The 26,831-nt window shown below is 56.3% G+C and carries 20 protein-coding genes; 10 read left to right on the top strand and 10 right to left on the bottom strand.

Going from position 1 to position 26,831, the window contains the following annotated elements:
- From Poly21_RS04645 to Poly21_RS04635, 3 genes are all read right to left on the bottom strand, one after another.
- A complete protein-coding gene (locus Poly21_RS04645) occupies positions 1 to 1,059 on the bottom strand; it encodes an alpha/beta hydrolase family protein (protein ID WP_146405787.1) in 1,059 nt (352 codons plus the stop codon).
- Positions 1,060 to 1,159: 100 nt separating this feature from the next.
- The gene (locus Poly21_RS04640) at positions 1,160 to 2,284 is read right to left on the bottom strand and encodes a hypothetical protein (protein ID WP_302117575.1); all 1,125 of its coding nucleotides are present in this window, start codon (positions 2,282 to 2,284) and stop codon (positions 1,160 to 1,162) included.
- Positions 2,271 to 4,910 (bottom strand): serine/threonine-protein kinase, encoded by a 2,640-nt coding sequence (locus Poly21_RS04635; protein WP_146405785.1) that lies wholly within the window; start codon positions 4,908 to 4,910, stop codon positions 2,271 to 2,273. Before Poly21_RS04635 ends, Poly21_RS04640 begins: the two co-directional genes overlap by 14 nt.
- A gap of 536 nt (positions 4,911 to 5,446) precedes the next feature.
- Here Poly21_RS04635 and Poly21_RS04630 point away from each other — a divergent pair.
- From Poly21_RS04630 to Poly21_RS04615, 4 genes are all read left to right on the top strand, one after another.
- On the top strand, positions 5,447 to 6,676 hold the full coding sequence (locus Poly21_RS04630; protein WP_146405784.1) for a pyrophosphate--fructose-6-phosphate 1-phosphotransferase: 1,230 nt from the start codon (positions 5,447 to 5,449) through the stop codon (positions 6,674 to 6,676).
- A 74-nt stretch (positions 6,677 to 6,750) separates the two neighbouring features.
- Positions 6,751 to 8,097, top strand: a complete 1,347-nt coding sequence (locus Poly21_RS04625) for a glycoside hydrolase family 183 protein (protein ID WP_302117574.1) — start codon at positions 6,751 to 6,753, stop codon at positions 8,095 to 8,097.
- A 226-nt stretch (positions 8,098 to 8,323) separates the two neighbouring features.
- Complete coding sequence (locus tag Poly21_RS04620) at positions 8,324 to 9,118, top strand: DUF6690 family protein (RefSeq protein ID WP_146405783.1); 795 nt, start codon at positions 8,324 to 8,326, stop codon at positions 9,116 to 9,118.
- A 147-nt stretch (positions 9,119 to 9,265) separates the two neighbouring features.
- Positions 9,266 to 10,393: a thioredoxin-disulfide reductase gene (locus Poly21_RS04615; RefSeq protein WP_146405782.1), complete on the top strand. Its 1,128-nt coding sequence runs from the start codon at positions 9,266 to 9,268 to the stop codon at positions 10,391 to 10,393.
- A gap of 85 nt (positions 10,394 to 10,478) precedes the next feature.
- Here Poly21_RS04615 and pssA read toward each other — a convergent pair whose 3' ends face one another.
- On the bottom strand, positions 10,479 to 11,492 hold the full coding sequence (gene pssA / locus Poly21_RS04610) for a CDP-diacylglycerol--serine O-phosphatidyltransferase (protein ID WP_146405781.1): 1,014 nt from the start codon (positions 11,490 to 11,492) through the stop codon (positions 10,479 to 10,481).
- Between the two features lie 494 nt (positions 11,493 to 11,986).
- Here pssA and nadB point away from each other — a divergent pair, with 494 nt between their 5' ends.
- The 4 genes from nadB (at position 11,987) to Poly21_RS04590 (ending at position 16,536) form a co-directional block, all read left to right on the top strand.
- Positions 11,987 to 13,663 carry an L-aspartate oxidase gene (gene nadB / locus Poly21_RS04605; protein ID WP_146406862.1) on the top strand — a complete coding sequence of 559 codons (1,677 nt, stop codon included), beginning with the start codon at positions 11,987 to 11,989 and terminating at the stop codon, positions 13,661 to 13,663.
- Positions 13,664 to 13,752: 89 nt separating this feature from the next.
- Complete coding sequence (purQ, locus tag Poly21_RS04600) at positions 13,753 to 14,622, top strand: phosphoribosylformylglycinamidine synthase I (RefSeq protein ID WP_146405780.1); 870 nt, start codon at positions 13,753 to 13,755, stop codon at positions 14,620 to 14,622.
- Positions 14,619 to 15,488 carry a class I SAM-dependent methyltransferase gene (locus Poly21_RS04595; RefSeq protein WP_302117571.1) on the top strand — a complete coding sequence of 290 codons (870 nt, stop codon included), beginning with the start codon at positions 14,619 to 14,621 and terminating at the stop codon, positions 15,486 to 15,488. Before purQ ends, Poly21_RS04595 begins: the two co-directional genes overlap by 4 nt.
- A 7-nt stretch (positions 15,489 to 15,495) precedes the next feature.
- On the top strand, positions 15,496 to 16,536 hold the full coding sequence (locus tag Poly21_RS04590) for a hydantoinase/oxoprolinase family protein (RefSeq protein WP_146406861.1): 1,041 nt from the start codon (positions 15,496 to 15,498) through the stop codon (positions 16,534 to 16,536).
- Between the two features lie 20 nt (positions 16,537 to 16,556).
- On the opposite strand, the gene Poly21_RS04585 is transcribed toward Poly21_RS04590, so the two are convergent.
- On the bottom strand, positions 16,557 to 16,835 hold the full coding sequence (locus Poly21_RS04585; RefSeq protein WP_146405778.1) for a hypothetical protein: 279 nt from the start codon (positions 16,833 to 16,835) through the stop codon (positions 16,557 to 16,559).
- Positions 16,836 to 17,100: 265 nt separating this feature from the next.
- Here Poly21_RS04585 and Poly21_RS04580 point away from each other — a divergent pair, with 265 nt between their 5' ends.
- Together Poly21_RS04580 and Poly21_RS04575 are read left to right on the top strand one after the other, a co-directional pair.
- A complete protein-coding gene (locus Poly21_RS04580) occupies positions 17,101 to 18,255 on the top strand; it encodes a DUF1559 domain-containing protein (RefSeq protein ID WP_146405777.1) in 1,155 nt (384 codons plus the stop codon).
- 208 nt (positions 18,256 to 18,463) lie between these two features.
- A complete protein-coding gene (locus Poly21_RS04575; RefSeq protein ID WP_146405776.1) occupies positions 18,464 to 18,655 on the top strand; it encodes a hypothetical protein in 192 nt (63 codons plus the stop codon).
- Positions 18,656 to 18,754: 99 nt separating this feature from the next.
- Here Poly21_RS04575 and Poly21_RS04570 read toward each other — a convergent pair whose 3' ends face one another.
- The 5 genes from Poly21_RS04570 to Poly21_RS04550 all read right to left on the bottom strand — a co-directional run bounded on the left by Poly21_RS04570 (position 18,755) and on the right by Poly21_RS04550 (position 26,695).
- On the bottom strand, positions 18,755 to 20,767 hold the full coding sequence (locus Poly21_RS04570; RefSeq protein ID WP_436967474.1) for a sulfatase: 2,013 nt from the start codon (positions 20,765 to 20,767) through the stop codon (positions 18,755 to 18,757).
- A gap of 436 nt (positions 20,768 to 21,203) precedes the next feature.
- Complete coding sequence (locus tag Poly21_RS04565) at positions 21,204 to 21,980, bottom strand: SDR family NAD(P)-dependent oxidoreductase (protein WP_146405775.1); 777 nt, start codon at positions 21,978 to 21,980, stop codon at positions 21,204 to 21,206.
- Positions 21,981 to 22,313: 333 nt separating this feature from the next.
- A complete protein-coding gene (locus tag Poly21_RS04560) occupies positions 22,314 to 24,062 on the bottom strand; it encodes a sulfatase (protein ID WP_146405774.1) in 1,749 nt (582 codons plus the stop codon).
- 174 nt (positions 24,063 to 24,236) lie between these two features.
- Entirely contained in the window at positions 24,237 to 25,649 is a 1,413-nt protein-coding gene (locus tag Poly21_RS04555; RefSeq protein ID WP_146405773.1) for a sulfatase, read from the bottom strand.
- Between the two features lie 32 nt (positions 25,650 to 25,681).
- On the bottom strand, positions 25,682 to 26,695 hold the full coding sequence (locus Poly21_RS04550; RefSeq protein WP_302117565.1) for a hypothetical protein: 1,014 nt from the start codon (positions 26,693 to 26,695) through the stop codon (positions 25,682 to 25,684).
- Positions 26,696 to 26,831 lie beyond the last annotated feature (136 nt).

Below are 26,831 nucleotides of genomic sequence, written 5' to 3'. Positions count from 1 at the left end.
TCATTGAGGGAATCCGATCAGCAAGTGGCGGCGAAGACTCGCCTCGATACGTTGATCGGAAATGTACTCGAGGTAGTCGTGTTCCCGTCCCACAAATTGCGCAGCATTGAATTGATGGACACGGGTCGAGTGATCAGGTAATTGGTTGAGACCGCTGATTCCGGTGTATCCCAAAGCTGGCCGTTTATTATCGAACCATGTGAAGCGAAACAAACTGAGATAGGAATCACGACTGTTATACACTAAGTCGAGATGATTGATTTGGCTGTATGCTCGGCAGCGGGTGGTGACCAAGCAGTCGTTCCGGATCGCGGGAACCGCCAATGTTAGATTCACCGGTGCAATGGGGTGGCTGACAGACGGCAACCCGCAACCATCAATGGTGCCACCGCCGATGAGGTGCAAGGCCCCCAGGGAAACGCGCCCGCCGAAACTGAAGCCGATGATGGAAACTGGCGTTCGTGGATCGATATTCTGTAGGAATCGTGCGAGGTGAAACGAGTGCTCGTCGGCGCGTTCGGCTTTAATCCGCACGTCGCGAATCGGGCCAGCAATTTGGTCGGCGGGCCAAGCCCATATGACGTATCGCATCGCAGGTGCGTCATTCCACGGCACGATCGTTTGCTCGTAGGTCTGTAAACCGCGACGGATCGCTTTATCGAGCGACCAACGATTGCCATGTATGAAAATCACAATGGGTCGGCGAATTTCGTCTGGATCAGGTGCAAAGAACGCACTAGCCGACGATGGTTGCCAGACATCCCCGCCGCCACGCTGTCGAACATCGAGCGAATTGACGCTGCAGTTTCGCGATCCCAACCGACGGCTACTCACCAACCAAAGTTGATCTTTGCCACGATTGTCAAATTCAGTGATCGGAGTCGATTCCAAACGCTGTTGGATCACTTCCTTCGGTAGGCTCGTCGATTCAGCGAGAATGACGCTACCCGAAGCCGCATACGCCAATGGGGGGGCGATCGTTTGGGCGTTGGCGAAACATCCGAAAAACGCGAGCGCAAAGGCGGTCGACACCCTACGAAACGAAACATCGGACAGCATAAATCAGCTCAGGTCGGTGGCGGCAGCAATGGATTGCTCAGTGTAATCCAAACCCGCGTAACAACAATCGAGGGAGAGCGGTTATGTGTGCGTGCTGTTTTTAATGCGATCCTCGCGAAGTTGCCTGTTCGGCCCCACCATCGCTGTGTTCGTCTTGGGACGGTGTCGCATTCATCCGAACCGTCACAACGGCAAAAACGAACGCGAACGCTGCGAACTGAAAGCGGTTTTCATTAAGTTTCGTTATCAATGAAGCATCGGAGTCAACGTGGGAATCCGCTAGACCGTAGAAATAGTCCATGCTCACGATATGAGATACCGCCGCCGAGAGGGACTCTGCCGTGGCAGAACTGAATACCAGGGCGGCGGAAAACTCGGCTCGCTCCGCTGCCGACGCTGCCTCGCGGATGGCGTTTAAATCCAGTTCCCCGTCGTCCCTGGTTGCTCCTCCATCCCGGCCGCGATGGACGAGTGGAGCTGTCGATTTGCTCAGATCGAACTCTGGGTCCTGAGCCGAGCCCAGAGGTGACGGAAGCAGTGCCATCGCCATGAAGGTATCGGTTTGCGCGGTGCCAGCGAGCGACTGATTCGTCAAGGCCGTTCCGTCACTTAGCCCCTGATTGCTATCCACATCGAAGTATCGGAATTCATCCGTAACTGAATCGCCCGCGGACGCGCCCCCACTCGGTCGCGAGGCGTCTAAAAAGTAATCCGGTTTGGAACTGTCTGACGAAAGAGACTGACTCGTCCGTCCGTCACGCGCTACGCGTGCACCTGATAAGGTCCGATCCCGTAAGCCGTGGCCGGTCAAACTTCCCAGCATTTGCGGCAGCGGAGTTGGTTTAACCTCTTCGTTTAGGTCCGCGTCCTCGGGACCACTCTCCGTACTCATCGTTTCCGGGGAGGTATTTTCAGCAACCTGTGCCTGGCAGCTGGCCAGGAAATCGGTGGGCGTCCATGACGTCCCTGCAGTTAACGCGGCATCGACGCTCGCCGGGGCGGCGCTGCTCGTTGGTGCAACTGGAGCGACTACTGGCGTGTTTTCGAATGTACGCTCGATAACGGGAGGCGAATCGTCTGTAGTTCCGCTATTGCTGATTGCGTATGAACCAACGTTGAAATCGCCAGCCATCAATTTGCGCGACTCCAACGTCTCCAGCACTCCACGGAGCCTTCGCGATTCGCTTCGCTTTCTTGCCTGACTCGTTCGTCTATGAGAAAACATCGAGACCTACCCTCCTTGTAGTCGCCTGCTCACCGTGCACTGACGAGTTTGCCGATGGATTGATTTTGTGCAATAGCTGATCGAGCGACTCGCTATGAAGTTGCAGATAGTTCCGAAAAACGGTGTTGAGCGGTGCCTTCCGCACCGCTATGGACTGCATCTCGATCGCATTGGTTAAATCTTTCACGGCCAGGTCGAGTTCCCCCCGTTGCTGTTTGACGATGGCCAAATTGTGCAGCACGCCAGCCAGACGGCTGAACAAATGAGGATCGCTATCGTCGACGGCGATGAGTTTTTCGAATGATTGCTGAGCTTGCTCAAATGCCGCGTCCGCCTCGTCAGTGTCACCGGTCGCCTGCCGGCTAAAGAGAATCTGACCATAGTTATTGAGCGTTACGGCTAGCTGTTGCTGCACCACGCGATCGTCGGGATTTTTCGATAGCACGCTCCGAAAGGTTTCGATTGCGGACGTTGTCAGCGTGATGGCGTCAGTAAAGGCCTGCTTTTTAGTCAGCAAATTTGCCAAATTATTCTGCGCGACCGCTCGTTGACATACCGGCGACATCGATGCAAATTCGCTTCTCGAATCGACGGCGCCCGCGATGCTCCATTGTGGAGGCGGGGGCGGCATGGTGGGAGCGTCCTCCAACTGCGCAATGTTTTTTCGGAAGAGGTCTTCCGCGAGTGTGGGGTTCGATTCGGACATCAACCCGGCGAGTGCGTTGCGGCATTCGACCAAGGGTAGACGCAGTTCCACGTTGTGTGGGGCCTCCCTCATGAAATGCGCGAGCTTGGATTCCGTTTGCGTCATTCGTGCGATCGCGACGTCGATTTCACCACGCTCCCATTGCAGTTTGGCAAAATTCGTTTGTGTCGCTGCCCAGTTTGGCACCAACGGATAATCAGCTCCGGGCATTGAAAACGCCAGTTGTTGCATCTCAGCAGCACGCTCGTAGAGCGTCATCGCATCCTGGTATCGGCCGAGCTTCTTCCGCATCGCCGCGAGGTTATGGAGACAAAGCGCATGCTCGGCGACCAAAGCGCGGTCAGCGTGGTGTTGCTGCTCAATCGCTTCAAACTGTTCAATCGCCCTGAGATACTGCTCCTCAGCAAGCTTCGTGTCACCCAGCATGGATGCGATGGCAGCTTGCATCAAGCGAGCCTTTGCAGTTTCCGCTACGAATGTCGGATCCTCGTTGGCGTAGAACAGGAAATCCCCCGTAAACTTTTGAGATTCCAGCAACATCTCGCGCATCAACACCTCACCACCTGGCAACTTTGCCATTTTGGTGACCGCCAATGCACTATAGCGATCAAAAAAGTCAAAAGCCGATCGCAGGTTGGTGCGTGCGACCAGTGCTTGGTGTTTCGCCCGCACTGTGGCGACCGACAGCCCACCTGCAGCAAGCGTGAAGATTAGCAGTGTGAGCAGAACCATTTGGCGATGACGCAGGGCCCAGCGGAACGCCAGGTCCACCTTGCCCGGACGTCTCGCGAGGGTGGGGAGGCCATCCAAGTAGCGACGCAGGTCCTCTGCCATATCTCCCGCAGTGGCATATCGATCGTCTTTATTCTTGGCGATGGCCTTCAGCACGATCGTTTCGAGATCCGTCTCAATCGCTGAGTTGAGCTGCCGCGGTGGTGTGGGTTGCTGAGATTCGACTGCCCGCAATAGCTGCTCACGCGACGGCGCCGAGAACGCCGGCTGCAAGGTCAACATTTCATAGAGGGTGATGCCTAACGAATAAACGTCCGTCCGATGATCGACGGCTTGCGGGCGTCCCGCGACCTGCTCGGGGCTCATGTACCGCGCGGTCCCGAGAGCGGCTCCGTCGGCGGTCAGATTGCCGGCACCGCGGCACCGTGCCAATCCAAAATCAGCAACCCAAATCTTTCCCGATCCATCAATGAGTAGATTGGAGGGTTTAATGTCGCGGTGCACGACACCTTGCTCGTGCGCGTAGTCGAGCGCTGCGGCCACATCAACGAACAACCGGACGACCGAGTGAATGCTGCGGCGATCTCGTACGGACTGTACGGTACTGCCGTGATCCTTCACCGCTCGCGAGGTCACCTGTCCCGCGAAAGCGGGTGTTTTCTTTTCGGGCTTGTCTCCGTGATGCAGTTCCTCCGTCAACTGTGCGGCGGCCTGGATCGCCTCTTCGCGGCGCAATTCCGACAGTTTTTCTCCCCGCTGTTTCTCTGCCTCATTCGCCTGTAGCGCCGACAGGGTGTGTTCGAGGGTGTCTCCATCGATCAGCTGCATGCTGTAGTAGTGCACGCCTCGTTCACAACCGACTGCATAGACCGGAACAATGTGCGGATGATGCAATGAAGCGGCGGCCTGCGCTTCGTTACGGAAGCGAGCGACCTGCTGCTGATCGAGGACGGCGGCGAATGGCAGAGTTTTGATAGCCACGCTGCGTCGCAATGAGATCTGCGTGGCTTCATAAACAATGCCCATTCCTCCGCGACCGAGCTCACCATGCAATTCATAGTCGCCGAGCGTGGCTGCCAACGGCGCAGTCGGGCAACCTAAATCCGCAACCATCAATGGACTTGGGACTACCGACTGGGTCTCACCTGCGGGCGAGGGGGGGGCGTCGGCGATGGAAGCTGCACTCATGATCCGAGGCCCTCCGTTGCCTCACGAATGAATGATGTAGATATCAGTCAGCGTCACTGATGACAGGACACCGCTCAACACCAAGAATAAGGATTATCACAATTTTGGCAAATGGATTCACGAAGATGGCCATCAGATCTGCAATCCAGATCGCCTCGAGATCGCTCGTCCAGCCGACTCCGTTTCATGCGGAAACGGTTTGTCTGCGCGATAGGTGCGTGCCCAAGTCGGCGGCTCCATGAATCTCCCAGTCGCCGGGCCGCTTTTTGGGAACGCGGACCGGACACTCTGTGCAGAGGTCACACCACTGGCAATTTTACCGCGGTCTCCCCCTTTGCATTGGCGTTCTTTCCGCGACAATTCCTTTGCGATTTGTTGACCTCTCAGGCTCTCCTGTTTGAAAGGTGAGCCGTAACTGAATCGTCAGCAAGTATTTAGAGGGCACGCTTAGCGCCTATGTGGAATGTTGTTCACCATAGGCTGCAGGTTGGTGCCGCGTTCATGAATCCGCTTCACGTTTAGGAAAGTAGTCTCCCATGTCGGTCAAACGCGTTGGAATCCTCACAGCGGGTGGGCTAGCTCCCTGCCTCTCGTCCGCCATTGGTGCGCTGATCCAGACGTACACTGAGACGTCTCCTGAAGTAGAGATTATCTGCTACCGTTCCGGCTACAAAGGATTGCTGTTGGGTGACAGTTTCGTCGTCACGCCTGACATTCGCGACAAGGCGGCAATCCTACACGAGCACGGCGGCAGTCCGATCGGTAACAGTCGCGTGAAATTGACCAACGTGGACGACTGCGTGAAACGGGGACTGGTTGAGCCCGGGCAAGACCCACTGCAGGTTGCTGCGGAGCGGCTTCGTACCGACCAAGTTGACGTGCTGCACACGATCGGTGGTGACGATACCAATACCACCGCAGCTGACCTGGCTGCTTTTCTGGCCAAGAATGACTACGCACTCACGGTGGTGGGGCTACCCAAGACCATCGACAACGACGTGATCCCGATCCAGCAGAGTTTGGGTGCGTGGACGGCCGCAGAGATGGGCGCGCGATTTTTCGAAAACATCGTGTCCGAACACAGTGCGAACCCGCGGATGTTGATTGTGCACGAAGTCATGGGACGAAACTGCGGATGGCTGACTGCTGCGACCGCCGTGAAGTATCGCGAGCGGCTCGATCATACAAAATTCCTGCCTGCCGTCGGATTGACTCGGCAGAGTGTCGACGTGCATGGCGTGTACATTCCTGAGATGCGATTTGAGCTGGAGTCAGAAGCTCAGCGTCTGCGGGCGGTCATGGATCAACACGATTGCGTCAATATTTTCATCTCTGAGGGAGCGGGGGTGGAGACAATCGTGGAGGAGATGGAATCGCGGGGTGAAGTGGTCCCACGCGATGCCTTCGGCCATTACAAGCTCGACGCGGTCAATCCGGGCAAGTGGTTCGGTAAACAGTTCGCCGAGATGCTTGGTGCCGAAAAGACTCTGATTCAGAAGAGCGGTTACTACGCCCGGGCCGCAGCCGCCAATCAGGAAGACATTTCCCTGATCGGTGAGTGTGCCCGTAAAGCAGTTGAGTGTGCTTTGGCCGGCGACGGCGGCGTGATCGGTCAGGACGAGGATCAGGGGGGCGAACTGCGTGCGATCGAATTCGACAGGATCAAAGGCGGCAAGCCATTCGATATCAATGTGCCTTGGTTTGGGGATCTTTTGGCAGGGATCGGGCAACCGAAGAATGCTGCGGTGCAAACTCATCACGCGTAGCTAGAATGGCTCGAATGAACAACACACCGAGAATCACTTGTTGCGTCGCGTTGGCCCTGGGATGCTGCATCGCCGTGAATCGGTGCACTGCCGAGCCCACCACAACGCCCTTTCGGATTGAAGTCGTTGACAAGGAGAACGGGTGGCCCGTGCCACTTGTGTTTCTGGAGACAACTCACCACCTAAAATTCGTCACTGACAACGCCGGCCTAATTGCGATTGACACCCCGGAGCTGCTCGATCGCGAAGTATATTTTCACGTTCGCAGCGATGGATACGAGGCTCCTGCAGATGGATTTGGCTATCGTGGTCTGCGATTGCGACCCACGCTGGGCGGATCGGCGCGGATTGAGGTCTCACGCACGATGTTGGCGAAACGTCTCGGACGACTAACCGGTGCGGGGCAATTTGCTCACAGCCAACGCCTCGGCGAGGACCTCGAGTGGCAGGAGAGCGGCGTATTCGGTTCCGACAGTGTGCAGACGATCGTGCATCGCGGAAAGCGATTTTGGTTGTGGGGCGACACCACACTGGCCAAGTATCCGTTAGGGATTTTCGACAGCAGTAGTGCAACGACCAGCTTGCAGCCCCTCGATTTGCCACAGCCGCCTGTGCGTCTGCAGTACGATTACTTTCGCGATGACAAATCGAACCTGCGGGGAGTCGCCCCGATGCCGGGTAGCGGCCCCACTTGGCTGAGTGGATATCTGAGCCTCCCCGACGAAACGGGCGATCAGAAACTTGTCGCATTCTATGCCAAGATAAAACCTCCTCTGGAGGCGTATGAACGCGGCCTGTGTGTTTGGGACGAAGCGACGGATAAATTCCAGCAACTCAAAGTGTTGTGGAATAAGACCGTTAACGATGAGGTACCGAAGGTGTTGCCACAGGGTCATCCGGCAACCGTGACCGATGCCGATGGCCAGCGTTGGATCTTACTCGGTGACCCGCTGCCAACGATTCGATTCCCAGCAACATTTGAGGCGTGGCAGGATCCTGCAAAATGGGAGCCACTGTCTCCGCAGAAGACGATCCCCGCCGCAGAGGATGGCAAGCCGATTGAACCGCACAGTGGATCAATCGCTTGGAGCGAATACCGCAGGCGATGGGTGACGGTATTTGTGCAGCGATTTGGTGAGCCATCCTTGATCGGAGAAGTTTGGTATGCCGAAGCCGACGCACCCACAGGGCCTTGGGAAAATGCCGTCAAGGTGCTCAGTCACGCGCAGTACACGTTCTACAATCCGCGAATTCACGCCGACCTCACTCAAACCGACTCCCCGGTCCTATTATTCGAGGGAACTTATACGAAAGAATTCTCGGGTAACCCATCCCCGACACCACGCTATGACTACAACCAAATGTTGTACCGGATTGATCTCGACGATGTCTGCAAAGTTCATGACTTGGACAGTCCCTAGGTTTCATGGGACGCGAGCGGACTGATCTAACTGATTAGCTGAGTGACCAGCGTCCTTCCAGGGGTCGTGTTGCTTGCTAGGATTAACCCGATCGTAGGCTCTGTCGCGGTGCGGGAAATTTTTGCGTTGGCAGCGTGTCTCTGGCGACGATGAATTCCAAAGTGGGACGGTGGGCAGCGGGTCCGCTGCGGCAAGGTTATCGCATGTGTAGGCCGGAGAGGCACGGATGATCGGCGGGAAATTCGGACAAGCTACGGTACTCGCGGTCGCTGTTGGCACTCCGTACGTTGCCAATCAAACGCAGTGGGGACGTGAAACCGTCAGCACCGTCCAGAAACAGGTTTTGGGTGTAACATCGAGTGAGGGTGGGTCGGCACCGGCAGTCACCTCAAGCGACTATCCCGCGCACTCACTCTATCAGGTGGAAACGTTGCGACCGATCTCGTCGGAGAAGTATCGCTACGAAGACGACCTCGCGAGAAAGCTGGGTGCCGTTCCTGCGGATGAGAATGCAGCCCCGAGTTTGGTGGGAAATAACGTCGCGGACATTCGCGAGGCACTCCGTTTCGACTTGACTCCTCCGATGATTCTCGATCGCTTTTCGCGGGTATCAACAGTCCTCGCCGATCTGCAGCTCGAAGGGCTGCGAGTCCCGGTGGTCACCGGCATCCGCGCGGATGATTTAGCTGGCACGCTCACCTACTACTTTGATCATTCCGGAGCGATTCAGCGTATTAATCTGCACGGGTTTACCGGCGACTCTCAGCGGATTGTTGCCACGTTGACGAACCACTATGGATTGCACGCCGAACAGTCTCTCGATGCGGGCGTCTATACGCGGCGTTGGAATGGTATCCCCGTACACCTGTTAAGAATTTCGCATGCTCCGGTGGTCTTCAGTGACGCCGTTCACCAGAAGTACACCGTGTTTCTGGAGTTGAATCAACCCAATTTGCGATATGGAATTAGCGAGGAGGCGCGGCGGATTGTCCACGCCGACCAGTGGACTGGACGCTGGTAGAGCAGCCCCGGTATCAGGCAGCCTCCAGCCTGTAATGAAGCTGATTATTTGCGTATACTGCCAGCGCCTTCGCACTCACCCGCGAGTACGGGGGACATGTGTGACAGCGCTGAGCTATTGTCTGAACCACTTTTATTGAGAATCGACATGTCTTCGACCCCTGACACTCCCCGACCCGTTGGCAGCGACGGTCCCGAGAAAACGATCATCATCGGTAGCGGACCCGCAGGCTGGTCAGCGGCAATTTACGCCGCCCGTGCCAACCTGGATCCGGTGCTGTACGAGGGGACGTTTCGTCAGGACATGATCCCCTTGGGGCAGCTGGCATACACGACAGAGGTCGAGAACTACGCAGGCTTCCCAGCGGGCAACGTCCGTGCGTTCGTGGAGTCGGCCGTCAATAAAGACCGGCACTACAATCTTCCACCCGTGCCGGCCGGTCATACACGCGATGACCAGCCTCACTACGCCGTTCAGGGCACCGAGTTGATGGAGCTGATGAAGCAGCAGGCACTTAATTTCGGCACTCGCGTGATCAGCGACGACATCGAACGGGTAGACTTCTCGGGTCCGCCTCATACTCTCTATCCCGCTGCAGGTGAACCGGTTCAGGCGCACACTGTGATCATCGCAACGGGCGCGCGCGCAAACTATTTAGGTCTGCCCAGTGAAGAGGAATATAAAAACAAAGGTGTTAGTGCCTGTGCCGTTTGCGACGGTGCGCTGCCAATCTTCCGTAGTAAGCCGCTGGCGGTTGTCGGGGGCGGCGATTCGGCGGTCGAGGAGGCTACCTACCTCGCCAACCTGAAAGGTGCGGACAAGATCTACTTGATCGTCCGCCGCGACGAGATGCGGGCGAGCAAAGTGATGCAGGAGCGGGCCCTGAACCACCCGAAGATCGAGATGAAATGGAATACCGTTGTCGATGAAGTGATCGGCGACGGAAAGATCGTCACCGGCCTTAAGATCAAGAGCACGGTTGACGATTCCATTAGCGATCTCGAGGTCGGCGGGATGTTTGTTGCAATTGGTCACACACCCAATACCGCGTTTCTCGATGGCGCCGTCGAAATGAATTCTGCTGGTTACATCCAGTGGGCGCGGCCGTTTCGCACCAATACCAACGTGCCGGGCGTATTCGCAGCCGGAGATGTCGCGGACGACTACTATCGACAAGCCATCACGTCGGCCGGTACCGGCTGCATGGCGGCACTGGATTCCGAACGTTTCCTCGTCGAGCAAGAATCGATCGTTAGCGCCTCAGTAGCCGAGTAAGGCGAGGTCGCTTCGCACGCGACGATTTTTATGAGGTAGCCGCCGCTACCTCACTGGGCGAGCGGAGTGATTTTCCTCCGTGCCGTTACCTGTGGGCGGCAGGGTGTTCACCGCTGTCGGTAGACGGAGTTGTGCCCACTCGGCGATCTTTACCGAACAGAGATCGCAGCGGCGAGCCGAAACTGAAGTAGCACAACATCAAGGGCAGGGCGACCCAGTGCAGCAATACCACGCCGACGACCGCGAATAATGCCTGACCGATCTGATTGGGCGTTCGACGTCCGCGTAACAACTGCGCGAACACATGCGGGTAGCGAAACCGGGAAACCATCAGAAAGGCCAGCACCGCCGCCAGGACCGGTATGAAGAAGTGTGACGCTTCCAGCGTCCAAGCACTCATACTGCCAATCCATGCATGGTACTCGTCTGAGGTGGCATAGAATTTGACATCGGGAATCGCGATCGCGAAGGCTGCCAGAGTGCCCGCTGCCGCCGGACTGGGCAACCCTTCAAATCCCTCGTGGTCATCGTCCTCTGGTGTCTCGACGTTAAATCGGGCTAGTCGCAGGAGCACACAGATTGCAAACAACACACCAATCGCCCAGGTCAACCGTTGCGGTAACGCATCACTGATCCGCCACACGATCACGGCAGGGGCCACGCCAAAGGTCACGGCATCACAGAGCGAGTCGAGTTCGGCACCAAACCGACTTGCTTGCCCCGTCAACCGCGCCGCCGACCCATCGAGGGCATCAAACAGCATCCCCCCGAAGATGAGTAGCCCAGCGGCATAGAGTTTTGTCTCCAAATCCCACGCCAGGGTATCGGTGCTGACTGCGATTGCGATCGCAGCCAATCCGCAAACCCCATTGCCGAGCGTAAGCACGGTGGGTAGGACGGCCAGTGTCAGACGCCGGCGTTTGCGTGAGTGCCGTTTACGCCGGCGACGATTGCGCTCCATTTTACGTCGAGCGAGATCGTCATCGTCGACATCGGCAGATGAGACAATCTCATCGGCAAGTTGATCGACTTCCAAGTCCGAGTCATCATCAGGATCTGTCCAATCCGAATCGGGGTGCCGCGGTTTGAGTTCACTCATGATCCGAGCGTGTCCAATTCAGTTGGTATGTCATTCTGATAATTTGGTGAAACAATCGTCCAATCGGGGATGCTCTCGCCGCCTGTCGAGGACGTTGGGTGACTGGTGGCGATCGATATCGTGTTGCAACCCAGTTTAATCATCTAATCCATCTCGGGAGGTAAAAAAGCCGCTGCGATCCCTATCTGGCGGGCAAACGGACAGCCGATTCTCACAGTAATCTGCGAAACCAGAATATTCCGCCCAGCAGAACCGTCGCAGGGGACTCACCTGGGGATGAAGGTGGGACGTCCGGGCCCGGTCCGGTCGGGCAAGTGGTACCTTGAATACCTGGAATCTCTGGCCGGCGTCACGCCGCAGCGGTCGTGACGACAAGGCGGGTACGGCAGATTCGGTGGGGGTGCTCATGGAGAACAAGAGTAGCGGGTACAATGGACGCTTGTCGAGAACACGTACCTCTCACTTTTGCCCCCGTCGCCGGTGTTTCGCCCGTCATGATCACGCCTCGCTATCTCGTTCCTTTTGATTCGCGTCGAGCCAATCACCGGTTCACTGACGTGCTGATCATCGGTGGTGGACTGGCGGGGTTGCGTGCTGCCCACGCGGTCGAGCCGAACCTATCGGTGCTGGTCGTGACGAAAGACAAATTGCGTGAATCGAACAGTAATTACGCTCAGGGCGGCATTGCGGGCGTGCTCGACCCGGAAGATTGCTTCGACGATCACATCCGCGACACCCTGATTGCAGGTGCGAACCTATGCGACCGCGATGTCGTCGAGAGGGTCATTCGTGAGGGCCCGCTGCGGATTGAAGAATTAATTCGTTGGGGCACGCAATTTGATAAGCACGCCGGCGCACTCGCATTGGGTCGCGAAGGCGGGCACTCGCACGAGCGAATTGTCCATGCCATGGGTGATGCCACGGGACGCGAGATCATGCGAGCGGTCATCGAGCATACCCATTCGGCACCCAATATCGATGTTTGGGAAAACGCATTTACAGTCGATCTTCTCACTCTGGAGGGACGCTGTCGGGGGGCGGTGATAGTGCGCGCGGGTGAGCAGCCCACCATGGTATGGGCAAAGGAAACCATTTTATGTACGGGGGGCGTCGGACAGGTCTTTCGGGAATCCACCAATCCTGCCGTTGCGACCGGTGATGGTACGTCGTTGGCTTACCGGGCCGGCGTGCAGCTTCGTGACATGGAATTTATCCAGTTTCATCCCACGGTTCTTTACATTGCGGGCTCGTCACGCTCGCTAATCACCGAAGCGGTCCGTGGTGAAGGTGCCTACCTGGTCGATGAAAGCGGTGAGCGGTTCATGCCGAAATACGACGATCGCGCTGAGTTAGCACCTCGAGACATCGTCAGTCAGTCGATCGTGAGCCAGATGAAAGAGACTTCCCAAGCGTGCGTGTATCTCAGTCTTGCCCATCTCGATCCCCACCACGTCCGCAGTCGATTTCCCGGTATCGCCGAAGCGTGCTTGCAGTTTGGCCTGGACATTACGACCGACCGCATCCCGGTTCGCCCGGGGGCGCACTACATGATTGGTGGCGTCAGTGTGGACAGTCAGGGACGTACCTCGTTACCTGGATTGTGGGCGGCTGGGGAGGCGACCAGTTCAGGATTACATGGTGCCAATCGTTTGGCCAGCAACAGTCTGCTCGAGGGCCTCGTCTACGGGGCTCACGCGGGGGAGGCAGCCAGTCGTTCGGCGGCGGAGGGGCCTCACCGAATGATGGCCTACCGCATTCAGCAAACGCCTCGCGAGCAAACGCGAGCATTCGATATCGCTGACGTGCGGATATCGCTCAAAAGCCTGATGGGTCGACGAGTCGGTGTCCAACGGGACGCGGAGGGGCTGGCCCAGGCACACGAACAGATTCGTTCTCTTTCCGCGTACGTGATGCCCCACCAATTCGACTCCGTGGAAGGCTGGGAACTGCAGAATTTACTGCTCACCGCGTCCGCGATGACCGCAGCGGCGTTGTCCCGCTGTGAGTCGCGAGGCGTCCATTTCCGCAGTGATTTCCCGGAAGCTGACAATGAAAACTGGCGGTGCCATCAAACCCAACAGATCGATGTCGATGGTGGTTACCCGCAACGAGGCGAATTGATTACCCGCCCGACCTCCGACCACGTTGCCCCCTCGCAAATAAACGACTAAGTTTTCTGGCAAGAGAGTCAGGTCTTCGTTCCCCTCCTGCCCTTCGCACACGACTTTTCCGCTCCCTCCTCGTCACTCCCTCACTGGTAATGTCTGCTCCACGCGTTCTCGTATTACGTGCTCCCGGCACCAACTGTGATGTGGAAACCGCTCATGCTTTCGAAGTCGCAGGTGCGACTGCTGAGCGAATTCATGTTGGTCGGTTAATGGACAACCCGGCGTTGCACAAGCGATATCAGATCCTGTGCATTCCCGGCGGATTCAGCTACGGTGATGATATCGCCGCCGGTCGGATCTTAGCGACACGGATGCGTCACCATCTCGACGACATGATTCATCATTTTGTTGACAGCGGCGACAACCTTGTGCTTGGTATTTGCAACGGCATGCAAGTGTTAATGCGTCTAGGGGTATTGACCTCGGGCGTCAGCACGCCCGAGGCCGTTGCCGTAGCCAGCGGAGGTGAAACTGACTCCAACACCAACTGGCAAGGTGACTCAAGTTACCAGCACGAGGTCCCGCCCGCGACGTTGACATGGAATAATCACGGTCGGTTCGAAGCCCGCTGGGTACACTTGACAGTCGACCAAACACCGTGCGTTTTTCTCAAGAACATCACACAGATGTACCTGCCGATGGCCCACGCCGAGGGCAAATTTGTGGCCCGCGACGCGGACGCTCTCGAGGAACTCCGCAGCACCGGTCGGTTACCGCTGCGTTATTGTGACGAGTCCGGCAAGATTCAATCCGAAACGCTGCAGTTCCCGTGTAATCCCAATGGTGGTGACGCCAACGTGGCGGGTGTCTGCGACGCGTCGGGGCGTGTTTTCGGTTTGATGCCGCACCCCGAACGTCATATCGACGCAACCCAACATCCATTTTGGACGCGTCGCAAGACGCAACCTGCCGAGGGTGACGGTCTCGCGATGTTCCGAAATGCCGTCGAGTGGTTCGCTTGACACCGGAAGAGACTCGGTTTGCCTTTGGCAAAAATTGGTCGTCGTTTCTTAAGCAGGTCGATGCCGCTCGCGCTGATCAAGCTGTCAAATCGCTGCGGCAGCTACTGCAGTTGGATCCTGATGATCGTGAACCGCTCGCCGGCAAGTCCTTTCTCGATATCGGCTCAGGCAGCGGGCTGTTCTCGCTCGCCGCCGTGTCACTCGGAGCGGCGATGGTGGTGTCCCTTGACATTGATCAGGATTGCGTCGACTGCACGCGCCGCCTGAAGGATCAGTTCGTTGACTCGCAAAGCGAACGTGACGGCGCTGCGGAGCAACGCCCCGCATGGCGGGTCCATCAGCTCTCGGTGCTCGACGGTGACGCCGTCGCCGCTCTCGGGACCTTTGACGTCGTGTACAGCTGGGGTGTCTTGCACCACACCGGTGACATGAACGCTGCCATCGAAACCGCTTCCGAGCGAGTTGCGTTTGAGGGCAGCTTGGCAATTGCAATCTACAACGATCAAGGAGGCGCCAGTCGTCGTTGGCTCGCCATCAAACGTGGCTATCACACTCTGCCGGTGCTCGCGCGCGGCGTCTATGTCGCAGGGGTGGCAAGCCTCTACGAATTCAAGTTCGCACTGGCACGGCTGTCACGCGGGCGCAGTCCCTTGCCGTTTACCGATTGGCGAGCAAAACGTGCTGATCGTGGAATGAGTGTCTGGCATGACTGGGTTGACTGGATCGGTGGCCTCCCCTTCGAAGTAGCTACGCCCGAGGCCGTAATCATACCACTTCGCAAACGAGGCTTTGTACTGGAGAACCTTCGTACAGTTGGATCGGGTTGGGGTTGCAATGAATATGTCTTTCGACGCGAACGGGACTAATCCGACGATGACGGAGACATTTGAGCCGGTGGCCGGGATCCTCGGAGTGGACATTGGCGGCGCTAACTTAAAGTACGCCACCGCCGACGGACGCTGCTTAGATCGAACTTTCGCAATGTGGGAGAGGTCCCACGAGCTCGCCGCTCAACTCTCCGCCGATATCAGGCACTTCCAGGGGGTGCGACGCCTCGCCGTTACGATGACGGGGGAGCTTGCCGACTGCTTTTTAAGTCGTCACGCGGGTGTGAACTACATCGTCGATCAGGTGATGCAGAGTCTTCCAACCAGTACGATCGAGTCGGCTGAGTTCTATGGAACCGATGGACGCTTTCGGGACGATTTGAGTGCTCGAGTAAACTGGGAGTATGTTGCTGCTTCGAACTGGCACGCCCTCGCAAGTTGCGTGGGCACTCGAATTGCGACAAATGCGCTCCTGATCGACATTGGGTCGACGACGACCGATGTGATCGCGATTTGCAACGGACAAGTACTTACAGACTCACGTACTGATTTCGAGCGACTCGCTGATCAATCACTGGTATATGTTGGCTGTCGACGCACCCCTGTCTGTGCACTCGTTTCTGAGCTGATCGTCAATCGCCAGCCCGTCCCGGTGATGAACGAGTTATTCGCGACCATTGACGATGCCAGGATATGGACGGGCACGCAAGCAGAGGAAGCTGGTGATTTGGCGACAGCCGATTCGCAGCCTCGAGATCGACCTCACGCCCGTGCAAGGTTAGCTCGAATGATCGGGCTGGACGCAGACCAGATCAGCTGCGAGGCGTTGGACGACGTGGCCGCCCAGGTCATCGACGCTGCATCTAAACAGATCAACGCCGCCGTAAGTCGTTGGGCACGGCGTCTTCGCGACGAAACGGGGCAGCCTCCGGTATTCATCCTCAGCGGACATGGTCAGGATTTGCTGCTTGCTCCCGAAGGTATTCGAGTAATCGATCTAAGAAGGGAGTTGCCTGCCGGCGTATCGAGATCAGCCCCTGCGTGGGCGGTCGCCGTTCTGCATCGCGGTAAATACCCAGCTAGCTGAGTTATTGCTGGGCAGCTGGTTCAGCTTTCCCGGCTGACAAATTTACAAAATCGACTTTTCTCGCCCTCGGCAGTTTCATCCTCGTGCAGAAACGCGAGTTCGGCCTCATCGAATTTTGCGAAAAAATCCTCCCACGAGATTGTGGACAAGCTGTCATTTCGACCGCCGTACGGGAAGTCGACCCGAAGCACACCGACTCCATCAGGCGTTGCCGCGGTCGATTCCACTGTAGCGGGCACCCCTCCACGTTCTTCAATCCAATTTTGAATCGCTTGGTGATTCGTCGTTGTCGTTGCCATCGTGTCGCTCCAAAGCGTGTGAAGTTGTGCGAATGAGTTTCAAGCTAATAGTGTCGAGCTCATGGTGAACTGACGCGAATCGCGTGCCAATTGTCTTGAGCCAACAGATTTGATTTTCTGAGACGAGGCCCTCTCTCTCTTCGCCCTCGAACTGACTTGCCCGAGTATGCCGTCACGGGTACCCTTGTGCGAGTACAGAGGCCGTTCCTCGACCGAGGGGCGGATTCGTTCTATCTTAGTGATCTTTAAGTTGTAGGTGCCCACGATGTCATTATCTCAACGTGATACCGCCGGTAATGTTCCCCACCAAACTGTTACGAGGGGCGGCTTCACATTAGTAGAATTACTGGTTGTCATCGCGATCATTGGTGTGCTCGTGGGGCTGCTGTTGCCTGCCGTTCAAGCCGCCCGCGAAGCCGCTCGGCGAATGAGTTGTGGCAACAATGTCAAGCAACTCGGTCTAGCGTTACTGAATTATCATTCCGCCTACAACAGGTTGCCCAAGCAAGGGGGAGGCACAACCGGTGGAGGTGTGACCAATAAGGGGCGTCAGAGCGCGTTTCCAGGCATGCTGCCCTTTATGGAACAACAGGCCGTGTGGCAGCAGATCTCCAACCCATGGCTCGACCCCAATACCAACGATCAGTATCCACCGATGGGGCCTCCCCATTGGTTCGATCAGTACGTTCCGTTTAATACCCAGATTGCGACCTTGCTATGTCCTAGTGATACATTGCCGGCGTCCCCGACTCCCCAGGGAAAGAATAACTACGGATTCTGCTACGGCGATAGTTTTTGGAACTGCAACAACGTCAATCAGAACAATCCGGACCAACAGCGAGGTGCGTTCATCGACGAGAAATTCACGCGTCTACGCGACTGTCTCGACGGCACGAGCAACACCATTGCGATGGCGGAATTAGTGCTTTCCAACGGGAGCCGAGAGGTTGTCGGCGACATCGTCTCATCATCGGGCACCGATACCCGTGACAATCCATTGCAAAATTGCAAAATTGCCACCGTGGCGGTGGATCGACCACAATTTTATGCAGTTGGAGTGCCGCTTTGCGCTGATGCCGATTCAGGGCGGACCCGTGGGAACAGTTGGGTTTGCGGCGACCCTCTCTTTTCGGGCGTCACGACCGTATTCCCACCGAATTCACCGAGCTGTAACCGTGGGGACAATCCAGGTTCGCAGGGTGGAAACTTCAGTGCAGCAAGCCGCCATCAAGGCGGCTGTCACGTGTTGAAGCTTGACGGTTCGGTCACCTTTGTCACCGAAAGCATTGATACGGGAAATCTCGCTTCGCGACCTGTGGGAGTCACCGGCGGTCCTGCCCCCGGCAGCGCGAGCCCGTATGGAGTTTGGGGATCTGCAGGCAGCATGAGTGGGCGTGAAACAACTGACGCGTTGAACTAGACTGCCTTCCGCATGCAGATCGCAGTGCTTGCAAAACTCAATTCAATGGTCGTCCAACCGGTTTTCTCTGGCAATGGGCGATCTCACTCAGCCCACCTTGGGCGACAACAATATGTTCACTGCATGACTGGGGACGCACCGGCATTAGCGTCAACGCCTTCCCGCAGCAGTGTCTCTCCCGTGTAACATAAAGTGAGTTGATCATTCCATGGATCTGAAACTTATCAAAACCATGATCGTGGCGAGTCTTTGCACATTTACGGCAGGATGCTCAGGATCTGGTGAAAACGCCGTCAACGAGCCAAAAGAAGTCAAGACGATTGAAGAGCAAATGCAGGAGCACGAAACGCGTGCAGAGGAGGAAGCTGCACAACTGAAAGAGCAAGCTCAGTACAACTAGCGAGTACCTACGCTCCGTTTCGATTCAGTGGTGTCCTCATCGTCAATTGCGGGTCACCGAAATGATGCGTTGCCGAACTGCTCGGAATGAGAATTGTCCTCACTGCTTCCTATGCTCAACACCAGCGTCCTCATTCCGAGGCGGGAATAGTGATATTTCCGTGCCTTCAGTCGTCACCGCGACATTGGACAGGGTGATTCGCCCGGCGGCGGTCGCAGGGTCGATGCGGATTGCAAGAACTGGATGGTGGACTGTCAGAACGACGCGATATTGATGTGGTTGACTGTCGTGTCGTACGTCAAATGTCTTACTGCGTTCTCGAAAGAACGCTGGTGCAACTCCTTGCTCTTGCCAAAACACCTGACCAGGACCGGCCGCAGTGGAAGTCATCGTGAAGCTCACGGTGAGCTTTTCGCCAGGGAGCGCGTTAGGAAGTTTGTAGCTAAGGTGAGGATCACCGCCGCTGCTTTTTACGACCAGTGAGTCGGCCTCATGCGATAGCTCGCAGGTGCCGCCGGGGAGCCAACCGGCAACCGGCTTGGCAGGAACGCGATTCTGCGTGCGTTTCTGATTGCCCGAACTTTTGTGATTCCCTTTGCCGATCAGCTCGGGATGATACTGACTCACGTCGAACCGTGGGTTTGGCAATGGCACCACTGCGTGGGTGTCGCTGAGGAACTCTTCAATCAGGCGATCGAGATCCTGAACTCGGTCTGGAAACTGTTCAGCAAGGTCATGTTGCTCGCCGATGTCGGTCTCAAGGTTGAATAGCTGATATTGGTGCGTCCCGGCATCGCCACCGTAAAACGTCCGGATCAGTTTCCAGTCACCCGCAATCACACTGACAGCAGGCGGTAACCAGTCCGGCACGCGTGGTGCATGCGGGAAGTATGTAAATATCGCTTCGCGGGTGAGCGACTGGCCTTGAAGCGCCGGCACGATGCTGATGCCATCGAACTCCTGACTGGGCTGTGCTTGGATCTGAAGTAGATCCAGTAACGTTGGGTAGAAGTCACAGCTCTGGATAATCTCATCGCTGCGACTGCCGGGCTCGACATGGCCGGGATAGGCGACGACTGCTGGTCCGCGAACGCCGCCCTCATACATCGTGGCTTTTCCACCACGCAGCGGCGTGTTACTCGTGGGTGTGGTCCCATCGACTTCGTTGTACATGTTGCCACCATTGTCGGAGGCGAAAATGATGATCGTATTTTCGGCCAGATTCAAGCGGTCAAGAGTATCGAGTAGCGTCCCGACGGCATCATCCATGCTCTCAATCATCGCGGCGTAGGTTGGGCTGCGCTGGGGGTCATCCTGGTTAATTCGATTCCGGTACTTATCCACCAATGCTGCTTTGGCATCGAACGGAGCGTGAACGCTGAACATCCAATAGTTGAGGAAGAAAGGTTTGTCTTGATGCGTTTCCATGAACGTCACCGCTTCCTCCGCCATCCGGTCTTCGAGGTGCTCGTCCGGGATATCCGGGTCGTGATCGAAATCTTTAAATTTCCACGGCGCTACGTAGCTGCCGGCAGGGCCTGGACCAGGGTGATGCGGGACGTCCACATCAAAGCCGTGCTCGAGCGGCGAGTAGGGTTCGGCACCGAGGTGCCATTTCCCGAAATGTCCCGTTGCATACCCATGATCGCGAAGCATCTCGGCGAGCGTGTAATAGTTGACATTAAGTCGCGACACCGACGTGGGAATGGTAGCCTTTTGATTGGGTGGCGCACTCTCAGTCGCCTTTGCTGTTAGCGTGACTGTCGGTAAATGGCAATTGGGCGAAGTGATTCCATGCCGCGCCGGGCTCAAGCCCGTCAGGATACTCGCCCGCGTGGGTGAGCACAGCGGGCTAGCCGAATAAGCCCGTGTGAACGTCATGCCTCGCTCGGCCAGTCGCTCAATATTGGGCGTCCGATAGAGATCCGTCGTGTCGAATAGCGTGGTGTCGCTCCAACCAAGATCATCGGCAAGAATGAACACGACATTCGGAGGAGCCTCAGCTAAAACAGACCGCGAGAGGAGCCCCACGACGATCGCAGCGCCAAGCATCATGGCACGCTTGCAGCGAGCGATGGCGAGATGGTACGCGGATGAATTGAGAGTATTCACGGATTCTATCGTTCTTTCAAAGGTGATTTGTGAGTGCCAAATCGGAGGTCACTCAACGTCCGACGGATTTTAACGCAACTAACCAAACGAGATATTGTCGCGTTGGCGAGACCAAAGTGAGCGACACTTGACGGCGGGAATGTTTGCCTACGGTCTTTCTAGATGACGTACAATCAGAGGCGTCAGCCACGTTTATAGTTTAATTACGGCCAGGGCGGATGAGAGCGTCGTGATGGGACCTGAACAGCATGGCCAATCACACGATATATGCCGCGGATATGGAGAACTCACACAAAAACTTGGTGGCCACTACCAAATTTTTGGCTCATCCGGGTTAATTTTGGATAGCTCCAGCCAGCCATGAAAATGCCGCCCCCTTGATCAACGCTTGGACACCCACGGTTGCTCCCTGACTGACCCGTCGACGTCATTCTTACTATGAGTGCATAACCTGGCCGCCATCGATGTTGATCGTTTGTCCGGTAATGTTACGAGCGGCATCCGATGCGAGAAATACTGTCATCGCTGCGATCTCATCGAGCTCTTGCCAACGTCCCAAGGGAGAAACTCTTCGAATCTTCTCGGCGGCCCACTCTTCGTAGGTCGGCTGCTGGTCGGCAGACATGCCACGAACGCTCGCTTCCCAGACGGACTGATTGAGATCTGTCTTTACCATTCCGGGGGCGATTGCATTGACACGCACACCGAAGGGAGCCAGGTCCTTTGCGGCGCACTGAGTGAAATTGATCAAGGCTGCCTTCGAGGCGCTGTAAGGTGGATCCGTTTGCGAGCCGATTTGTCCCGCAACCGAAGCAAAGAACAATATGCTACCGCTTCCACGTTCGGCAAGTCGCGGGCCAAAAGTGTGGGCCACATTCACCGCTCCGATCAGATTGACGTCCAAGACGCGTCGCCACTCGGCCGGAGGTACATTCCAAAACGGGAATCCGCGATGTCCACTTCCAACACCCACGGTGAAGACCACATGGGATACGTCAACACATTCGCGGGCAAGCTCGTCGACTTGCTCTAAGCACGTCACATCAACAACTCTGTTGGACACGCCAGCTCGCGACATCCGTGACACGCTGTTATCGACATCGGCTGCGACAACTGAGCAACCCGAATCGAGAAACGCATCCGTGACCGCTCGCCCAATCCCGCGAGCGGCGCCTAGCACGACGACCGTTCCTGCGTCCTTTTCTCTTTCCATCTCAGGACCTTCCGTTCTTCATTCAAGAAAAGTTACTTGCTTCGCTCCGGAAAAGTGGAACGAGCAACACGTTCGGCTACTCTACACCTCCTCGGCTGTCTTCGTTCATACTCGCATTCGCTGAAATTCGCTTTCGTGCCACCTTGGCAGGATGGTCGTGGTTGTTGGTCCAGGCATCCGGTCAAGTCGCGATCACGGCATCGCGTTGGAGAGGGACTCCAACGACAGACTCGGACTTCAGCATTAGTCCACCTCTTTGTTCGGCTGGACTACTCCGACGGCGCGCTGAAGATGATTGCGCCGCTGACTTTTTTACTGCGGAGGCCGTCTCGATTAAGGCTGACTCTCATTGTGAAGTATCGAAAACCGAGGGTCCGCTTCGACGCTACGAATCGCTCGGTCTGTCCCCAGGTACTTGCGGCGAAGATCAACGAACGGACGCTCTCGCGACTCTTTCGCCGGTTCATAATCGGGATTGATGGCGGGGGTGTATTTGACATCAACATGCGCATCAATCCAGTCATTCAACTGAACAAACAACTCTCGGGCCTTATCCGGCATCGCTGCGGAGAGTTCATTCTGCTCGAACGGATCGTCGGCGATGTTGTAGAGTCGTAACGCGCCTGACCAATCAAAGATCAACTTCCAATCGCCACTGCGGACGGCGGAGGAGGGAGCTGAAGGGAATCCGTCCTCCGGATTTTCGACGATCACGTTAAGAGGGTAGTGCTGATAGAAGGTGTCCCGAGTGTATTCGCCCTTGGTGTTGGCTGGGTCATCGAGCAGAGGCGTGAGACTGCGCCCGTCAATTCCACCAGGCTTCGTGTGCTCCTCAATTTCATACCCTGCCAGTTCTAGTACCGTGGGAAAGAGGTCGGTGCAGTCCACGGGGACGTTGCTCCAACGGCCGCCGTCAACATGGCCCTTCCAGCGAATCACGAGGGGCACTCGAATCCCACCTTCGAAATGCAAAGCTTTGCCTCCCTTGAACGGTGCATTGTTGGTTGCAATCGGGTCCGTATAAGTCACCCCACCATTATCACTCATAAAAACTAAAATGGTGTGTTTATCGAGCCCAGTGGCTTCGAGCGTATCGAGGATTCGACCGACCGATACATCGAGGCGTTTGATCATCGCCGCATAGACCGGGTTGTCATGCCCATTCCAACCTCGTGTGGCCTTCTTCTCAAAATGGGCGACATCACCATCACGTCCCTGGAACGGAGTGTGCACGGCGAAATGACAAAAATGCAGGAAGAACGGTTTGCCACCGGCGGACTGCGAATCTGCCCGACCCTGCAGATAGTCGATCGCGTGCTCAGTCAATTCATCGGTTAGGTACTCCTGACCCAAGTTGCCGCCTGACTTTCCCCGTAGCAGTTTGGCTTGAGGTGTTCGCGGATGCAGTTTCTGCCCGCTGTCCCAAATACCGCGCCAGTTGAAATAAGGCGATCCGCCCTCATCAAGATAGGAGATCTCTTCAAAACCTTGATCTGCAGGTTGCCATCCCTTGGATCCATGCCCTCCCAGGTGCCATTTGCCAATGAACGCCGAGTCGTGCTCGGTCATCGCTTCAGCGATCGTGATTTCATCCTGCCCGTTATCGGACGGTTGGCCGGATGCCAACGCGTCGCGCGTCGTGCCGTTCAGCAGAGCTTGCTGGATCTCAATTTTATCTTGCCAAACGATAGCGTCCTGAGCCGCATAGCCTTTGGGTGGATCAATCGCTTGGTTGTAGAAGGTCCGGACATTACCGCCGACGGCGGTCGTGAATCCTGTGCGAGCGGCGTACTTACCGGTCAGTAAACTCGCTCTGGCCGGCGAGCAGAGGTGACAGGCGTAGGCCTGGGAAAACGCCAAACCTTCTCGCGTGAGTCGGTCCAAGTTCGGGGTCTCGTAATACATTTGCGTGGGATCCGCGCCAGTAAACCTTTTCGCGTACTCGTTGACGTCCACGATGCCAAGGTCGTCGGCGAGGATCACGATCAGATTGGGCTTTCGCACATCGTCAGCACCGATTGCCGCAGAGGCGACCGATGCTAGGACGAGCATGAATACAGGTGCTGGGATTCGTAATTTCATATTTCTGTTAGTGCAAGGTATACGGGTTTCAAATTCTGCGCGTCCACGGCCCGCAAACGCGGGCGTCATTTCTTTGCAGGCGGCCGCCATACACATGGGGCGATCTGCTGTTTCCGCCGCCGTCGCTAGGAAGGCAGCGTCCACGCTCAAAAGCTTGGTAGTACTCCAGGGACGCTACTTAGAAATCCTCGCGTTTGCGGCACCATAGGCTTGGTGACCTGTCGAGTTTCCCGGTAACACAGCATGCTGCTTTTCTGGAATCGATGCGGCGAGTTCGGCAACGATCTGCTGGTAGTCAGCCTCGGATGCAAGATTAGTCCATTCGTGTGGATCGTTCGCCAAGTCGTAGAGTTCTTGCGAGCCATCAAGGTACTGAATGAAGCGATATCGCTCAGACCTGACCGCGAAGTTGCCACGCCCAAAGCTAGTAATCGCAGGATGATTCCAGTCAGCTGCGGGGTCACGCATCAGCGGAACAAGACTCTGCCCTTCCTGGTCGGCGTCGGCGGGCAAATCCGCCAATTCGAGCAGAGTTGGAAAGACATCCAATAGCTCGACAGGCTGATTGGTTCGTTGATCCTTTTCGAATCCTGGGGCGGATACGATGACAGGAACGCGCGTGCCATCTTCCCAGAGCGAGCGTTTCGCCCACCGTTGTTTCTCACCGAGATGAAAACCGTGGTCGGAAAAGAGTACGACAATTGTGTTCTCTGCGTACTCACTCGATTCGAGCGCATCCAAAACAATCCCCAAGCAGTGATCGGCAAAAGATACTGAGGCGAGATAAGATTGCACCGCATGCTCCCACTCGTTCGCCTCAGTCACCCATTGATGTGTCGGCGAAACATGCATGAGATTGGTCAAGTCGATGGCGTATTGGCTGAGGTCATCGCGATCGTCCTCGCGAACCAGCGGCAGTTTGACCTTTTCAATTGGATGCATGTCGAACCACTTTTGCGGCGCGTACATGGGGACGTGCGGTCGATAGAACCCCACCCCCATGAAAAACGGCTTGTCGTGTATTGATTTCAACTGCATGGCGGCCCACTTGGCGGCCTTCATATCGGGCATCAGGTTGTCGTCTTCTGGATAGACGCCCCAATCCCACAGGGGATGCCCGTGCGGTTGGGAGATTTTCTCTTTTGGTGTGGGACCGAATCCGCCCGATGGTTGATACTCTTGAAAGAATCGCTTGTCGCCAGTGTGAAATATTTTTCCGGTCGCCATGGTCTTGTAACCAGCGCCAGCAAAGGCCTCAGGCAGTGTTTTGACACCGTCGAGAACCGGCGCCTGTTTCAAGTCGGGAGCCAGAAAGTAGATCCCGGTCGTATGAGGGTAACGCCCCGTCATCATGCTGGCTCGCGATGGATTGCAGACAGGCGACTGGCAATGTGCATTGGAGAAAAGCGTGCCCATGTCAGCGAGACGGTCGATGTTTGGGGTCTCGGCCTGAGGATGACCACCGAGGCAGCCCACCCAGTCATTAAGATCGTCAATTGAGATCAACAATACGTTAGGCCGCTCCGCAGCATGGGCAGAGGCAGACGCCAGGCAGGCGTAGATGAAGAGTGTGAAAATCCGGTTCATCAGGAAAACTATTCTATGAGTGGAGAAGCAAATTAATTTGAATGTTCGTTGAGGTGGGACTGTTCCGCGGCGTATTTCGTCCACAGTGAATCCAAACGCGATGCAATCTGGGCTTCATCACCAACGATAAGCCAATAACGATACCGAAAGGTTGACTGCCGACCCAGTCGGACGCGATCGATGGGGGCGACGTGCATGCAAGGACCCTCGCTGGGGTCGCTGCTCAGGCCGGATCCGTGAGGACCGAAATTCCAGCTCTCCCGAGAGGTAGGAGAAAAGACTGCGACTCCCTGGCCGGATCGCTCGAACATCGCCATCGCTTTACGGGGTGGGTTTGCTTTGCCCCACGGCGGACCGGGGGCCTGATGCTCGGCCATCCATCGCCCGTCGCCGAGATAGCTTTTCACCGCGTCGAAGTTTCTCGTGAAGTAGCACGCCGGGATTTCCTGGGGGCTCATTCTCGCTTCGCCCCATGCATCATCTTCATGCCGTTTCGTACGCAGCTCGCACTGTACGCACACGACGCCAGTCATCTCGGGTTCAAATGCAGTCCATTGTCGCATGACAGCATCAGCCTCCTCGTCGGCCATATCCCATAGTTTCGGAATGGTCTCCGAGAACAGGACGTTGTCACTCTCTTCGAATTGGGTCACACGCGCCCATGTTCCCGTTCGGCCACCGCTGCCGACACCACCGCCTTGGATTGGATTCCATGACCACGGGCTCCATGCACTGCTCTGCCCCTCGGACGTTCGGTCGAGTCGTTTACCAGCGTAATACGATTGTTGGATCAGACGACCGGGATCAGCGATGTTGACAATGTTTTGCGGATAGCGATCGGAAGACAACCAGGTGATCGCGCCACCCTTTTCCCGATCGATGCCAATCTTCACAGAACCGTTATCGATGGTCAACAAATCTGCGGCGACTAACGCGGGCGTACTGAACATCAACAAGGCGAAGATCAATATCGATCGCGGTCGCTTTGGGATCGTGCGTCGAAAGGACGGAGGCAAGTTCAAAATCGATTCTCGATGACTATCCAAAGGTGATCTCGGGGTGGGGGTCGTTAATTTCACTCGATTGCTAGGTATGACTCGTTCGACAATCAAGATAGAGGGTTGGATTTTCGGCCAATTGGTTTGCGGCATGACTTCAATAGCATAGTCGCACTGGACAGGA

Source organism: Allorhodopirellula heiligendammensis (genome assembly GCF_007860105.1).
GTDB classification, from domain to species: domain Bacteria; phylum Planctomycetota; class Planctomycetia; order Pirellulales; family Pirellulaceae; genus Rhodopirellula; species Rhodopirellula heiligendammensis.
This window is presented reverse-complemented; position numbering and strand designations above follow the sequence as displayed.